The organism is Glaciecola sp. 2405UD65-10, from assembly GCF_048820975.1.
GTDB lineage: Bacteria > Pseudomonadota > Gammaproteobacteria > Enterobacterales > Alteromonadaceae > Glaciecola.
Genome location: NZ_JBMEUF010000001.1, coordinates 466,100 through 481,053 on the forward strand (window position 1 = coordinate 466,100; position 14,954 = coordinate 481,053).

At 39.5% G+C, this 14,954-nt stretch carries 17 protein-coding genes; 12 read left to right on the plus strand and 5 right to left on the minus strand.

Translation table 11 applies throughout. The features are described from left to right. Positions 1–18: 18 nt before the first annotated feature. The 10 genes from fabD (at position 19) to ACOI22_RS02115 (ending at position 8,518) form a co-directional block, all read left to right on the plus strand. Positions 19–936, plus strand: coding sequence for an ACP S-malonyltransferase (gene fabD, locus ACOI22_RS02070; protein WP_420669710.1), 918 nt, complete (start codon positions 19–21; stop codon positions 934–936). Between the two features lie 16 nt (positions 937–952). Next, positions 953–1,690: a 3-oxoacyl-ACP reductase FabG gene (gene fabG / locus ACOI22_RS02075; RefSeq protein WP_420669712.1), complete on the plus strand. Its 738-nt coding sequence runs from the start codon at positions 953–955 to the stop codon at positions 1,688–1,690. 190 nt (positions 1,691–1,880) lie between these two features. Next, positions 1,881–2,120, plus strand: a complete 240-nt coding sequence (gene acpP / locus ACOI22_RS02080) for an acyl carrier protein (RefSeq protein WP_420669713.1) — start codon at positions 1,881–1,883, stop codon at positions 2,118–2,120. Between the two features lie 101 nt (positions 2,121–2,221). Then, on the plus strand, positions 2,222–3,463 hold the full coding sequence (gene fabF / locus ACOI22_RS02085) for a beta-ketoacyl-ACP synthase II (protein WP_420669715.1): 1,242 nt from the start codon (positions 2,222–2,224) through the stop codon (positions 3,461–3,463). Between the two features lie 140 nt (positions 3,464–3,603). Next, positions 3,604–4,476, plus strand: a complete 873-nt coding sequence (gene pabC, locus ACOI22_RS02090) for an aminodeoxychorismate lyase (RefSeq protein ID WP_420669717.1) — start codon at positions 3,604–3,606, stop codon at positions 4,474–4,476. Further along, positions 4,473–5,501 carry an endolytic transglycosylase MltG gene (gene mltG / locus ACOI22_RS02095; RefSeq protein ID WP_420669719.1) on the plus strand — a complete coding sequence of 343 codons (1,029 nt, stop codon included), beginning with the start codon at positions 4,473–4,475 and terminating at the stop codon, positions 5,499–5,501. The genes pabC and mltG overlap by 4 nt, the downstream gene beginning before the upstream one ends. Before the next feature lie 6 nt (positions 5,502–5,507). Next, positions 5,508–6,167, plus strand: coding sequence for a dTMP kinase (tmk, locus tag ACOI22_RS02100; protein ID WP_420669721.1), 660 nt, complete (start codon positions 5,508–5,510; stop codon positions 6,165–6,167). A gap of 2 nt (positions 6,168–6,169) precedes the next feature. Continuing rightward, positions 6,170–7,072 carry a DNA polymerase III subunit delta' gene (holB, locus tag ACOI22_RS02105; protein WP_420669723.1) on the plus strand — a complete coding sequence of 301 codons (903 nt, stop codon included), beginning with the start codon at positions 6,170–6,172 and terminating at the stop codon, positions 7,070–7,072. Further along, entirely contained in the window at positions 7,072–7,845 is a 774-nt protein-coding gene (locus ACOI22_RS02110; RefSeq protein ID WP_420669725.1) for a TatD family hydrolase, read from the plus strand. The genes holB and ACOI22_RS02110 overlap by 1 nt, the downstream gene beginning before the upstream one ends. Further along, positions 7,838–8,518 (plus strand): pyridoxamine 5'-phosphate oxidase family protein, encoded by a 681-nt coding sequence (locus ACOI22_RS02115; RefSeq protein ID WP_420669727.1) that lies wholly within the window; start codon positions 7,838–7,840, stop codon positions 8,516–8,518. The genes ACOI22_RS02110 and ACOI22_RS02115 overlap by 8 nt, the downstream gene beginning before the upstream one ends. A gap of 20 nt (positions 8,519–8,538) precedes the next feature. Here the strand turns inward: ACOI22_RS02115 and ACOI22_RS02120 are convergent, their stop codons facing one another. From ACOI22_RS02120 to ACOI22_RS02140, 5 genes are all read right to left on the minus strand, one after another. Further along, a complete protein-coding gene (locus ACOI22_RS02120; RefSeq protein ID WP_420669729.1) occupies positions 8,539–8,943 on the minus strand; it encodes a hypothetical protein in 405 nt (134 codons plus the stop codon). A gap of 63 nt (positions 8,944–9,006) precedes the next feature. Then, complete coding sequence (locus tag ACOI22_RS02125; RefSeq protein ID WP_420669731.1) at positions 9,007–9,630, minus strand: sulfite oxidase heme-binding subunit YedZ; 624 nt, start codon at positions 9,628–9,630, stop codon at positions 9,007–9,009. Continuing rightward, positions 9,631–10,653, minus strand: coding sequence for a protein-methionine-sulfoxide reductase catalytic subunit MsrP (gene msrP / locus ACOI22_RS02130; protein ID WP_420669733.1), 1,023 nt, complete (start codon positions 10,651–10,653; stop codon positions 9,631–9,633). It abuts the gene before it with no gap. A gap of 74 nt (positions 10,654–10,727) precedes the next feature. Continuing rightward, positions 10,728–12,038 (minus strand): anti-phage deoxyguanosine triphosphatase, encoded by a 1,311-nt coding sequence (locus ACOI22_RS02135; protein WP_420669735.1) that lies wholly within the window; start codon positions 12,036–12,038, stop codon positions 10,728–10,730. A 56-nt stretch (positions 12,039–12,094) separates the two neighbouring features. Next, positions 12,095–13,309 carry a pyridoxal phosphate-dependent aminotransferase gene (locus tag ACOI22_RS02140; protein WP_420669737.1) on the minus strand — a complete coding sequence of 405 codons (1,215 nt, stop codon included), beginning with the start codon at positions 13,307–13,309 and terminating at the stop codon, positions 12,095–12,097. A 154-nt stretch (positions 13,310–13,463) separates the two neighbouring features. On the opposite strand from ACOI22_RS02140, the gene ACOI22_RS02145 reads away from it, so the two are divergent. Both ACOI22_RS02145 and ACOI22_RS02150 read left to right on the plus strand, forming a co-directional pair. Beyond that, positions 13,464–13,988 carry a hypothetical protein gene (locus tag ACOI22_RS02145; RefSeq protein WP_420669739.1) on the plus strand — a complete coding sequence of 175 codons (525 nt, stop codon included), beginning with the start codon at positions 13,464–13,466 and terminating at the stop codon, positions 13,986–13,988. Between the two features lie 120 nt (positions 13,989–14,108). After that, positions 14,109–14,903, plus strand: coding sequence for a DUF2189 domain-containing protein (locus ACOI22_RS02150; RefSeq protein ID WP_420669741.1), 795 nt, complete (start codon positions 14,109–14,111; stop codon positions 14,901–14,903). Positions 14,904–14,954: the final 51 nt, after the last annotated feature.

Sequence of the window (14,954 nt, forward strand, 5' to 3'; positions counted from 1 at the left end):
AAATAATAGGATAATTCCATGAGCAAAATAGCTTGTGTTTTCCCAGGTCAGGGAAGCCAATCATTGGGTATGCTAAAAGACTTAGCTGAAAATTTCCCGTCGGTTAATGTGTGCTTTGAAGAATCTTCAGATGCCTTAGGCTATGATCTTTGGAAGATTTGTCAGCAAGGCCCTGAGTCATCTCTTAATCAAACAGAAATTACACAACCCGCCTTATTAACAGCCAGTATTGCATGTTTACAAGTTCTACAGTCGGAACAAGGCATTCAAGCCGATTATTATGCTGGCCATAGCTTAGGTGAGTACAGCGCGCTTGTGGCTGCAAAGGTCATTGATTTATCCCAAGGGGTTAAAATAGTGTCGGCTCGTGGTAAATTTATGCAAGCTGCCGTGAAGCCAGGTGACGGTGCCATGTATGCCATTATAGGTTTAGATGATGAGGCCATTGCAACAATTTGTGAGCAAGTGGCTAACGAAACCAAACAAGTAGTTGCACCGGTCAACTTTAACTCGCCAGGTCAGGTAGTCATAGCGGGTCAAAAAGAAGCGGTTGTTCAAGCCGCTGCGGCAATTAAAGAAGCGGGTGCAAAACGTGCACTACCTTTAGCGGTAAGTGTGCCATCTCATTGCGCTCTTATGAAAGGAGCCAGTGAAGAACTGAGTCATCTGCTAGATGAACTGCCTTTTGCTTCTCCGGTAGTACCTGTTGTTAATAACGTAGATGTAGCTGTTGCCAATGATTCTAAGGCCATAAAGGATGCATTAGTGAGGCAACTTTACATGCCTGTTCAGTGGACTAAGAGCATTAATTATTTAGCCCAGCAAGGTGTAAGCGACATTATTGAAGTAGGGCCTGGAAAAGTACTCACAGGGCTTATTAAACGAATTGATAAAAGCATCGCTACACGCAGCTTCAATTCGCCATCAGATTTATAAACTCGAGACACAAAAGATGAATGATTTATCAGGAAAAATTGCACTAGTAACCGGCGCTAGCCGAGGAATTGGTAGAGCTATAGCCGAACAGCTTGTAAACTGCGGCGCTTTTGTTATTGGAACCGCTACTAGTGATGGTGGTGCGCAGGCAATAAGCGATTATTTAGGTAGTAAAGGTAAGGGCTTGTGTTTAAATGTTACTAATGACGAAGACATTGCCAGCTGCTTAAAAGCAATTACAGAAGAATATGGTGCAATAGATTTACTCATTAACAATGCCGGTATTACGCGTGATAATTTGATCATGCGCATGAAGGAAAGTGAATGGGACGATATTCTGCAAACAAATTTAACTTCTGTATTTAAGTTGTCAAAAGCGGTAATGCGCGGCATGATGAAGAAGAAGTATGGTAGAATAGTCACAATTGGTTCAGTGGTGGGTTCAACGGGCAATGGTGGACAAGCTAATTATGCTGCCGCTAAAGCCGCGGTAATTGGCTTTAGTAAATCTATGGCGCGAGAAATCGCTTCAAGAGGTATTACCGTTAATGTAGTAGCCCCCGGATTCATTGACACTGACATGACGCGCAACTTAAGTGATGATCAAAAAGCAGCAATATTTAATGATATTCCTGCTAATAGATTAGGCCAACCAAATGAAATTGCGGCCACTGTGGCGTTTTTATGTTCAGACCTTGCTGGTTATATAACCGGTGAAACAATCCATGTAAATGGTGGAATGTTTATGAGCTAAACCAACATCAACCAATAAATCGCAATTAAAACGTGATTTTAGGTTGATACTAAGCTATTTTTAACTAATAATTAACAACGTTGTGGTTTGACCACAAATTAAATGATTGGTTAAGCTTGCATGGCAGGGATAAGGTCAATAAACTATCCACGCTAATTTTTTTAAAGGTATGTAAAGGAAACCTGTAATTATGAGTAATATCGAAGATCGCGTAAAGAAAATCATTGTCGAGCAATTAGGCGTTAAAGAAGAAGAAGTAAAATCTGAAGCCTCTTTTGTAGATGATTTAGGTGCTGACTCGCTTGACACAGTTGAATTGGTAATGGCTCTTGAAGAAGAGTTTGATACTGAAATCCCTGATGAAGAAGCTGAGAAAATCACCACTGTTCAGTCAGCGATAGACTACATTAACGCTAATAACGACGCGTAATAAAGTTTCAAGGAAAACGGCTCTTCTGGGCCGTTTTTTTGTATCTGAAGAATTATTTTTATTTATCAATTGTTACCTTTCAAAAAAGGTAGGAGGATTGCGTGAGTAAACGTCGCGTAGTAGTAACTGGCATGGGTATGCTTACGCCCGTAGGTAATTCGGTTGAAACCACCTGGACTAATATATTAGCAGGTACCAGCGGTATAAGCGCTGTAACACACTTTGATACAAGTGATTTTAATACCAAAATAGCGGGCGAAGTTAAAGATTTTGATTGCGAAGCTTACATTCCTAGAAAAGAAGCGAAAAAGATGGACCGCTTTATTCAATTAGGTATTGCGGCTGGAAAGCAAGCTTTAGCTGATTCAGGTTTAGAAATTAGCAGCGAAAATGCTAAGCGAGTAGGAGTTGCAATAGGCTCTGGTATTGGTGGTTTACCGCTAATTGAAGAAAATCACTCTAAATTACTTAAAAGTGGCCCTAAGCGCGTTTCTCCCTTTTTTGTACCATCCACTATCACGAATATGATTTCCGGTTTCTTGTCTATTATGGAAGGGCTTAAAGGACCTAATTTAAATGTGGTAACCGCTTGTACTACTGGCGTTCACAACATTGGCATTGCGGCGCGCACAATTGCGTATAATGATGCTGACGCGATGCTTGCAGGTGGATCTGAAGCAACTATTACTCCTTTGGCGTTTGCTGGTTTTGCTTCCGCTCGTGCGCTGTCAACCAATAACGATAATCCTGAAAGCGCAAGCCGTCCATGGGATAGCGCTCGTGATGGTTTCGTTATGGGTGAAGGTGCCGGCGTTGTTATGCTTGAAGAATATGAACATGCCAAAGCTCGTGGCGCTACCATTTATGCTGAATTAGTAGGCTTCGGTATGAGTGGCGATGCATTTCATATGACATCACCTCCTGCTGACGGAGAGGGCGCAGCCCAAGCAATGGAAAATGCCATAGATGATTCAGGTATTGATCGTAATTTAATTGGTTACATTAATGCTCATGGTACATCAACGCCTGCTGGCGATATTGCTGAAGTGAATGCGGTTAAATCAATTTTTAACGACCATGCCGCTAAGCTTAAAGTGAGCTCTACAAAATCAATGATAGGCCACTTGTTAGGTGCAGCAGGATCAGTAGAGGCCATCTTTACTATTTTGGCACTTCGCGACCAAAAAGCGCCACCCACTATAAACCTTGATAATCCAGGTGAGGGGTGTGACTTAGATTTTGTGGCACATAAGTCATCTGACTTTTCTGCAGACTATGCCCTATGTAATTCTTTTGGCTTTGGTGGGACAAACGGTTCATTGTTGTTCGCTAAGGGTGAATAAAGCGTAAATTGACATAGTCACAGCGAAGTAGATTTGTTAAATTAAGTGAAGAAATGGTTTTCGTTTCTTCACTTTTTTTTATGCAATATTTAGCTGACAATGGACGCCGTTTGAATGAACAAAAATGTAAAAGATAAACCATGCACTTTCTTGTCTTAAATACGCTAAATTCACATACAGCAACACCTCAAGTTAATGTTCAAGATAGAGCATTTAATTATGGGGATGGCTGTTTTACCACAATGTATGCCTACAATAGGTGTTTGTTCAATTACTCTAAACATATTAGCAGGCTTGTACACGATACGAGTCGATTGCGTATATATTTAGATGTGCCGCTATTAGTCAACAAAATTAACGACCTTTTACTCACAAGTGTTGGTTTAGATAACGAAGCCATTGTTGTTAAAATACACATTTCAAGAGGCTTAGGTGGGCGCGGATATGAATTACCCGTCAAAGCGGAAACTATGGTTTCTATCAGCTTTCATAAAACCACCGCGTTTAGTGCCAATAGCATTGCGTCTATTTATCGCTTAAAAATGTGTTCTTTCCCACTTTCTAGCCAAACTTTACTTGCCGGCATTAAACACCTAAATAGGCTTGAACAAATTATGGCGAAAATAGAATTAGCTGACACGCAAGACGCTGAAGATCTTATTTTAGCTGACCAAAATGGCAACATTATTGAGGCTATATCAGCAAATGTATTTCTGAAAGTAAACGAGCTTTGGTTAACACCGTCTCTTGAACAAGCAGGCGTTTCGGGCGTAATGAGACGTCTTGTTTTAGAGTACTTTGCTGCCCAAGGAATAGCATACAAGGTCACTAATATAAGTGCCGAGCATTTAATGAGCGCCAGCAGTGTGTTTTTAACTAATGCCGTTAAGTTTATTATTCCTGTATCTTCGTATCAAAACCACAAACATGAAAGCGTGGCATATAACAACGATGTTTTAAGTGACATCGCTAATGGCATATTTACGGCATCACAGAGCGATTGCAAGGCATGAAAAAATTTCTTCTTTTTACCGCATTAACTGGCGTGATACTGGCATTTATAGCGCTGGCGACTGCTTATTATAAATTAGTTAATTTTGAATCTTTGAAACTTAGCAATACACAAGCGGTGTCTTTAGAAGTAGAAGATGGTAGCAATCTTTATCGCGTAAAAAAACAACTGAGTAAATATAGTGAAATAGACTCACTTGGCTTTAAATTATGGCTTAAATTAAACCCTGAGTATTCAAGTATTCAAGCTGGTTTGTATGAACTACCGCCTCAATCCCTTGTAGTTGACCTTATTAAAATGGTGAATGCCGGTGAAGTTAAGCAATTTTCTATTACCTTAGTTGAAGGCCAAACTTTCGCGCAATGGATTTCTCAGTTAAAAAGTAGCGAAAACTTAAATAATGACTTAGGCACAGTAGCTGACTTATATGAGCTTTTAACTAATAACCAAGGTTTTTGTGCGAATGAGTATCGTAGTTTAGAGGGGTGCTTATTACCGAATACTTATCATTACACCTACAAGCAAAATATGAGCTCTATTATTCAGCGTGCTTATTCTTCGATGGAAGCATTATTAGAAAGTGCATGGCATAAGCGTTTTGTAGATGTGCCTTTAAAAAATCAGTATGAAGTATTAATTTTAGCGTCAATTGTAGAGAAAGAAACCGCTGTTGATGCGGAGCGAGCTGAAATTGCCGGTGTTTTCACAAATCGCTTAAACGCTAATATGAGGCTACAAACTGACCCAACGGTTATTTATGGCATTGGCGATAGCTACGATGGTAATATTACACGTAAGCACTTACGACAAGCTACGCCTTACAATACCTATGTCATTAAGGGACTCCCCATTACACCTATTGCAATGGCAAGTGAGTTGTCAATTAATGCTACATTGCAGCCATCTCTCACCGATGCGTTTTACTTCGTAGCAAGTGGTGAAGGTGGGCATGTTTTCTCTACAAACTTAGAGGAACACAATAGGGCGGTTAGGGCTTATCTGAAAAAATTAAAAGAAGAGAAATAGAATTAAATGAGCGGAGCTTTTATTGTAATAGAAGGATTAGAGGGAGCCGGCAAAAGTACCGTGATTGGTGCTGTGTCAGAATATATAAAAAACAAAGGCCATGATGTACTTTGCACTCGCGAACCCGGCGGTACGCCCATGGCTGAAGCTATAAGAGATTGTGTGAAACAAGATTGGTCAACAGAAGAGGTGACACAAGAGACCGAACTATTACTTATGTATGCTGCTAGAAGTCAATTGGTGCATAACGTAATAAAACCGGCAATAAACCAAGGTCAATATGTGGTTGGCGACAGGCATAACTTATCATCGCTGGCGTATCAAGGAGGAGGGCGACAAGTACCTGATCTTACTATGTCACAACTCAAAACTATGACTTTGGGTAGCTTCTCACCCAATTTCACACTTTATTTAGATATAGAGCCTATATTAGGGCTTTCACGAGCTAGGGGCCGCGGGGAGCTTGACCGCATTGAAATGGCCGGAATTGCGTTTTTTGAGCGTGCTCGTGAACGGTATTTAGCAGAAATTAAGACGATGCAACAACAAGACGCATATTCAGCGGCAATTATTGATGCATCACAAGATGTAGACAGTGTTAGAGAGTCAGTACTGAATAGCTTAGATGCGTGGTACAGCGAATTTCATCATGCAAGTAGGAGCTAAATATGTATCCTTGGTTTAAACAAACTTATAGCCAACTTGTTGGGCGTATTGCAAGCTCGCAGTTACATCATGGCTTGTTGTTCTTAGCTGACGACGGCGTAGGTGAACAAACGCTTATTTTAGCCTTAGCTAAAGCGCTGGTTTGTGAAAATAAAAACGCATGTAATGCTTGTAAAGGCTGTAGTTTATTTGAGGCTCAGTCACATCCCGATGTGCAAATAGTGGTATCTGATAAACCGAGTATAGGCGTAGACCTTATTCGTAAGGTATCAGAGTTTGTCACAACCACAGCTCAACTTATGGGTAATAAGGTAATTATCATTCATGGTATTGATGCCATGACAGAAGCGGCAAGTAACTCACTGCTGAAAACCTTGGAAGAGCCCTCAAGAAACACATTTTTGATTTTGTCGACCACTCAAGCTAATGGGGTGCTGCCTACCATTAAAAGTAGATGTGAGAAGATTCGCTTACACTTGCCTAGTGAAAAGCAGAGTCTAGAGTGGTTAAGTAGTAATACAAGCGAAACAGTAACAGGTGAAGGCTTACATGCATATAGTGGCTCGCCCATTAAGTATTTGCAGGCATTAACTGATAAAGCGGCTAATTATCATGAGTTTGTTGATGATATTGTGCAGCTGCAAGAAAATAAAATATTCGCTGAGAGCGTTGCAAAAAAGTGGAAAGCAGAGCCCGCTCTTGCCTTAAAATGGGCATATCAATGGAGTATATTAGAATACAAGAAATGCTTAGAGCAAGACGCAAGCTTATCAAAGCTTAATGAATTACAAAATATTGGTGATTTATGCAGCAAGCTCAAACCAAAACTTGAACAAGCAGGTATTAACTTTCAACTTATTTTACAGCGCGTTTTTACGCAAATTTCAGATTTTAGGAGTGTTTAGTGTTTGTAGATTCACATTGTCATTTAGATAGGTTAAAAGCCAAAGGTGAAGTACTAGACCAAGTTGTACAAGACGCGACTGATGCCAAGGTTGAACACATGTTATGTGTTGCGGTATCAGTAAAAGAGTTTGCTCAAATGAAAGAGACGGTTAGCAAATTTAGTAATGTATCGGTTTCTTGTGGTGTTCATCCCCTGCATCAAGAGGACGCCTGTGACTATGATACCTTGCTTGCACATGCTACTGATGATGATGTGGTAGCTGTAGGTGAAACCGGGCTCGACTATTTTTACAGTAGCGATACAAAAGACGTTCAGTTTTCATCATTTGTAGATCATATTAAGGTTGCAAATGCGCTATCAAAACCACTAATTATCCATACGCGAGGCGCACAAGAAGATACTCTACAACTTTTGCGTGAGCATTATGACCCTTCTACTGGTGCTGTATTACATTGTTTTACAGAAAGCTTAGAAATGGCCCAAGCGGCTATTGAAATGGGAATATATATTTCTATCTCTGGCATTGTTACGTTTAATTCAGCAAAAGAACTGCAAGAAACAGTTAAGCAAATTCCCCTTGATAAGCTGCTTATTGAAACTGACTCGCCTTGGTTAGCGCCAGTTCCTCATCGCGGCAAAGAGAATCAGCCTAAGCATGTTGTTAATGTGGCTGAATTTATTGCAAAACTAAAAGGTATTAGCGTTGAGGAGTTAGCAAAAATAACCACCGAAAACTTTTACCGCTTATTTTCCCGAGTTAAGCATGTCTAAGTCTGTATGCTCGCCTTTGTGGATTGAAAGGCTTTGCAAAGCCATTGATGTACACAGCGCTAAACCTACAGCTAAGTTTTTTCAGGTAGCGAGTGTTGATAACAATGGTATGCCGAAGAATAGAACAATGGTATTCAGAGGCTTAAAAAATGGCGCTATTTTAGCTATTTGCGACAAAAGAAGTGAAAAGGTGAGCCAGTGGGAGAGTTTATCAAGGGCGGAGCTTTGTTGGTACTTTGAAGATACTCGAGAGCAGTTTAGATTAGCTTGTGAAGTTGTGTTGCATAGTAAGGACGCTAAGATCAATAACAACTTAGCTAACTCTTATAAGGGGGCGCTAGAGCAAAAGGCTGCAAAAGGGGCTGTGCTTGAATATATGAAAGAAACTGCCCTAAATGTATGGCAGAGCCTATCTAAACAAGCGCAAGAGCAGTTTTCCTGGCCACATCCCAAAGTGCCATTAGACAATGAATTGCTAGTGCAAAGTGATCACGAGAGTTCAATTACAGACAGTAACAGCGATGCAGCAAATCAAGTTCATGAAAACTTTGTATTGCTCATGTTTACTCCTGACTCTGTAGATTATCTAAATTTGTACACCGAGCCTCAAACAAGAGAACTTTATACTTTAAAAGGCGCTGATGATTGGCTTTGCACTCAAGTAAATGCATAAAATCAGTCATAAACGCTAAGTTATGAAACTTTGATGCTGCTCATATTCCCAAACATATGAACAAGCCTTGCATTGATTATTTCAGTGCCGCCTAATTGTTGTAAAGGGCGTATAATATCTTGTTGTTTGTCACTTAGTATTAAATCTATATAGATTCGAGAGCAGTTGCCAGCTTTCAACAATGCACAAAGTAAATCGAATTGATTCATTTTCTCAGTTGCTTTGACTTGAATTTGCTGTGAAGACAATGAACTAAAACTAAAGTGCTGGCTAATGTTACAGTGCCAGCGAGCATCTTGTACACTTGTGTGTTTAGCCCCATTGTTAAAATCATAAAAATGGTTTGCTGTATCAACCGATGCATCGGTTAATAGATTCACCTTGTGATGTGATGTAACTGTGTGTGCAACTGTAAATATACCCATGACTGTTTACCTGTTCAGTATGTATGCATATACAGTAGTACTGTATAAGTACTAATGCAAGTACTATTTAAATATTCTTATTATTTTTTTTCTTTTACTTAGCAATACGATTGTACTTAACGATGCATAAATAATGGCTTGCAGGTCAATACTTTTCGTTGACCAAATGAAATGCACATTCACTAAAATTAAAGCAAGATATACCCAATTGTGGAGCTTTTGCCATGAAGGCCCCATCCTTTTTTTAATACTATTAATAGATGTAACTAACAAGGCTAGTAATAAAAGCAAGCCGGTGAAACCGAGCAAGATGTATGGGCGGCTAACTATTTCTTTAGCTACTAACGCCCATTCAAACTGAAGTTCGAAAGCAATAAAAGTACTTAAATGCAAGAGTCCGTAAACCGCAGCATAAACCCCAAATGTTCTTCTAAAACGCATAAGTTGTGAAAATTTTAGATGCTGACTAAGTACGCTTACTACTAAACTTATAAGTAGTAAATTTAATGCGCCTATTCCAGTGAAATCAAGTAATGCCTGTACTGGATCGCCCGGAAGGGCGCCGGTAAAGGCTTGGTAAAAGTAACATACAGCCCACAAACATATGCCTGCATGAGTGCTTATGCGAGCAAGAGTAAGAAAGCGAGGTTTTACTCGAATAGGTTTTTGCGGCGCTGGTATAAACATTTAATAGAACTTTCTTAAATCCATGTTTTTGTATAAATCAGCAACCTCTGGATAGCCGTTAAACATTTGTGTATTAACACGTTCTTGGTCAAACACACTTGAACCTTCAATTCTTCTTTCACGCGCTTGTGACCATCTGGGGTGGTCAACGGTAGGATTAACATTAGCATAAAAACCGTATTCACTAGGAATAAGCCTATTCCAACTGGTTGGTGGCATCTTATCTGTTAGGCTTATTTTAACGATAGATTTAATACTTTTAAAACCATACTTCCATGGCGTAACTAAGCGGATGGGGGCGCCATTTTGTGGTGGCAATGTTTTTCCATACATTCCCACACTTAAAAACGCCAAGGGATGCATTGCTTCATCAAGGCGCAAGCCTTCAACATACGGATATTCAACACCTCCGCCAACAAACTGATTTCGTTGTCCACGCATTTGCTCAGGTGATAAAAGCGTTGAGAAAGCAACATATTTAGCGCTGCTTAATGGTTGAGCCAGTGCAATAAGTTTGCCAAGTTCAAATCCAATCCACGGAATAACCATTGACCACGCTTCAACGCAACGCAGACGATAAATCCTTTCTTCTAAATCAAGTGTTTTAAATAAATCGTCATAAGACAAGGTAATAGGCTTTTCAACCAAGCCGTCAATTTGTAATGTCCATGGTTCTACTGAAAGAGATTGCGAATGTTTAATAGGATCATCTTTTGCGGTACCAAATTCATAAAAGTTATTGTACGAGGTAGCAATAGATTCGGGGGTGCTTGGTATAGGGTAATTCTTGGCATTAGATTGAGTAAAACTTAATGCTTGCTGCTTAAAGGTGGGTGTAGGGTCATCACTTTTAAACCAATCAAACGGGCCTGCCAATGCTTTATTACTTAAAAGTCCTGATGCACCTATAAAGCCTAATTGTTTAAGTAAGGTTCGTCTATTTTTATACACATGTTCATCAGTAACATCATTTTCACTCAGTGCAGATGATGATTTAGATCGTAAATGAATAAATTTTGGCATACCGTTTCATACTCTTAAATTGAAAGTCACTCTACTTATATGACCGGTTCAATAGATAGAAACTTACACTAAATCTAAAATTGACCCGGCATGAACAAATTTTTAAACACACGGTTAGCATAATCGTCAGTCATACCTGATAAGTAATCAGCTATTATACGAGCTTTAAGCTCTTCGCCTTCGGCTTGCTTCCACCTTTCCATTGTATTTAAGGGTAACAATCGCATTGGTTCGTTGTGAAAAGCGTCAAACAAGCTAGCCAGTATGTGCTGCCCCTTATGTTCTATTAGTTGTAACTCGGGCTTTTTGATCACATATTTAAAAATAAACCCTTTTAAAAGGTTAAGAGAATATAAGGCTTCTTCGGGTAAAAGGGCGGTGTAATCAAGTAAAATTTCACTGAAGGTATGCTTCTGATTCAAATATATATTCGTTATAAAATAGTTGACCAACTTGCCTATAGCGTTTTTTCTGATGTGATTTGTTGAGCTAAATAAGGCTTGTTCCAAATTAACAATATTTTTGGCTAAACTAGTATCAGCTATTTTTAAAATATTCTCAGTCACTTCTTCATGAAAACTAGATTGGTTTACCAAGCCTATTACTATGGCGTCTTCTAAATCGTGAACAGCGTAAGCTATGTCATCAGCAAGCTCCATAATTGAGCAGTCTACCGATTTATGCATAGTTTTGGCATGCTTGTTGTTATGTTGTTCATAAACCATAAATTTGGTTTTATCTTCAAGGCTTACACTTGCCATTACCCAATCAAATACTTCTCTGTCGCAGTTAAATAAGCCTTTAGGCGGAAGCCAATCGGCAGACTTAACTTTTTGATTGTTTATAGGTAACTGACTGCTCTTTTCTTTCTTTTCATCAAGCACATTTAAAAAATTAGGATACTTAATTACGCCAAGTAGTGCTCGCCTGCTTAGATTCATCCCAGCAGATTCAGAATAGCTTTCAAGTTTGGTTAATATACGAAAAGTTTGGCCGTTTCCTTCAAAACCACCAAACGCATGCATTTTTTGATGAAGAGCAATTTCGCCGCCATGCCCAAAAGGAGGATGCCCAATATCGTGTGCAAGGCATACGCATTCAATCAAATGCTCATCTAATTGAATTTCCTTGGCTATATCAGGGTATTTAATGGACAAATACGAACATATTCCAGTACCTATTTGAGCGACTTCAAGTGAATGAGTTAAGCGAGTACGAGTGAAATCACTTACCCCTATACCCATAACTTGGGTTTTTGATTGGAGCCGCCTAAACGACGCGCTGTGCAATACCCTTGCTTTATCACGCTGATACGCACTTCTGTTATCACCATCTAGTGCGCGCTCGCGCTCATATCTTCGTTCTGTCCAATTTTGCTGGCTCATTTATTTCTCACGCATTAAATACAAATTGCTCAATAAACTATATAGCATATGCAAATCTACTGCCGATAACTATTAAAGAAGGTGGTCATTCTTTCTAAAGCAGGAACTAGGGTGTCTTTGTTTGGAAGAAATACTAATCGAAAATAACACCCTTCAAATAAATTAAAAGCGCTGCCATGTACTAATAAAATCTTTTGGCTTTTGAGTAAATCTAAAATCAAATTAATATCGCTACTTATATTAAATTTTTTAGCGTCTACTTTCGCAAAGCAGTACATTGCGCCCATGGGTTTCACGCAAGATATACCCTCTATGGCGTTTAAACCGTCTGTGGCTAAATTTCGCTGCGATAAAAGCCTGCCGTCACCATTTACTAAATCATTAATACTTTGATAACCTCCCAACGCGGTTTGGATAGCATGTTGGCTGGGTACGTTTGCGCACATACGCATAGATGACAATATAGTTAAGCCTTCAATATAACTACTTGCCGCTTTTTTATTTCCGCTCACCAAAAGCCATCCTGCACGGAACCCAGCTACACGATAGTTTTTAGATAAACCACTGAAGGTCACGCAAAAGAGATCCGGTGCCAAGGCAGCAATACAATTGTGCTGTGCACTGTCGTATAACACTTTGTCATATATTTCATCACTGAAAATAATCAGATTGTGCTTGCGAGCAACATCTACCACTTGCTGTAGTAATTCGTTTGAGTAGACCGCCCCCGTTGGATTATTTGGATTAATAAGCACAATCGCTCTTGTGCGAGGGCTTATTTTTTTTGTGATGTCATCTATATCTGGAAACCAGCCCGCTTGTTCGTCGCAGCGATAATGTACTGCGTTTCCTGAAGATAAATTAACCGCAGCTGTCCAGAGGGGGTAATCAGGACTTGGTATAAGCACTTCGTCGCCGCTATCAAGTAAGGCCTGCATAGACATGGTAATCATTTCGCTAACGCCGTTACCTAAAAAAACGTCGTTTATTGCAATGTTGCTAATCCCTTTTTGTTGATAATACTGCATCACGGCAACTCTAGCGCTGTATATACCTTGCGCATCCGAGTAGCCTTGTGCGCTAGGGAGTTGCTTAATCACATCTTTAAGGATGTCATCAGGGGCTTCAAAGCCAAATGGGGCAGGGTTGCCAATGTTCAGTTTTAATATTCTCTCTCCGGCTTCTTCCATTTTATTGGCTTGAGCTAATATGGGTCCGCGAATGTCATAACACACGTTGGCTAGTTTTTTGGATTGAGTAATATTTTGCATGAATAAGTAAACTGACTGCTAAAAAGGGCTTGTAAGAGTAAACCAATGGCGTGCAAGTGTTAAGTAATGTTTTGAAACAAATTAACTTTTTCAAGTATTAGCATACTTTTAATGAGTCTATATACTGTATTGAATAACAATGCAGGAGATTACTATGCCAGCTCCCCTAATATGGTTAAGCGCAGCACTTGCTGGTGTTTATGCCGGTAATAAAGCGAATACTAATTACTTAAAACGAAAGCAAATTATTGGCAGTATGCCTGGCGAAAGTAAACTTCGCGTAACGCCAGTCAATGGCAGTATAGTGTGCTGCGGAATATATGGGTTGCTTGATCATACCGGTATATGGATAGACAACACAATATATGAATTGTCAGGAGAAGGCTTGGTGAGGTGTTTGTCACCGAACCGCTTTTTAGGAAAACGCTCAGGTTCAACCATTTATGTTGCTTGTGATGCTAATAACACCCCCTTATTTGAAGAAAACTCGGTAGGGCTGGCGCGCTCGCGGCTATATACTTTATTAGATTATCATTTGTTTGATCAAAACTGTCATCGCTTTGTGGCCGAAACCCTTGCAGGTCATAGCGTTGATATTATGAGTTTTTCAGATTTAAACATATTCTTACACCAACATTTTAGTACCCTCATAAATTGGCACAAAGCGTCGAATAATTAATTTTGTTTATTTTTTGACCTTAAAGCATAACTTGCATAGTATTGAATAAGAGTAAACGTTTTGTTTACATTTGTTTTTGTTACATCGTCTATGTCAGTTTATTCTCTTAAGGGGATCGTTATGTCACAGAAAATAGAACAAGCGCCAGACAACGCCATCACATCCAGCGGTATTGCCAGAGTTATTCCATGCGTTCAGTTAGATAAGTTTGATTGCTTTAAATGGATTGCCTTAGCTATTAATGATTTTAAGCAAGCTAAAATCATTAGCCTTTCATACGGAATTATTTTTACCCTCGTTCCCATTGCTATAAGTTATTTAGTTGCAAGCTCTGGTTGGTATTTAGTTATTTTTCCTGCAATGATTTGCTTTATGTTGTTAGGGCCATATTTAGCAGCCGGGTTATATGACGTATCATGGCAGTTAGAAAAAGGCAGTGAGCCTTCTTTTCGGCATTCCTTAAAAGCTATGTCGAGAAACGCGGTCAACGAGTGGGGCTTCGGTATTTTGTTAATGGTGCTAATGATTTTCTGGTTACGCGTAGCAAGTATAATCCACGCCCTATATCCAAGTTACCTAGATATGACCTTTGCTAATCTTTGGCCGTTTTTAGCCTTAGGTACAGTTGTAGGGGCAGGTTTTGCCGCCATCGTTTTCTTCATTAGTGCGTTCACGCAACCTATTTTACTTGAACGTAAAGTGGATATTGCTACAGCCGTACTCACCAGTATGAACGCAGTATGGCGAAATAAATTAGCGATGTTTGTGTGGGCGAGCGTAATACTTTTTTGTGTGTTCTTGGGCTTCGTTACGTTTTTTATATCCTTCATAGTCATCATGCCTATATTAGGTTATGCCACTTGGCACGGTTATATAGAAACTATTGAAACGAAACGTGAACGCAAATTTGTATAGGCAAACATAGTTAATAAGTAAAAGGGGCTAATTGATATAAAATATCAGCCC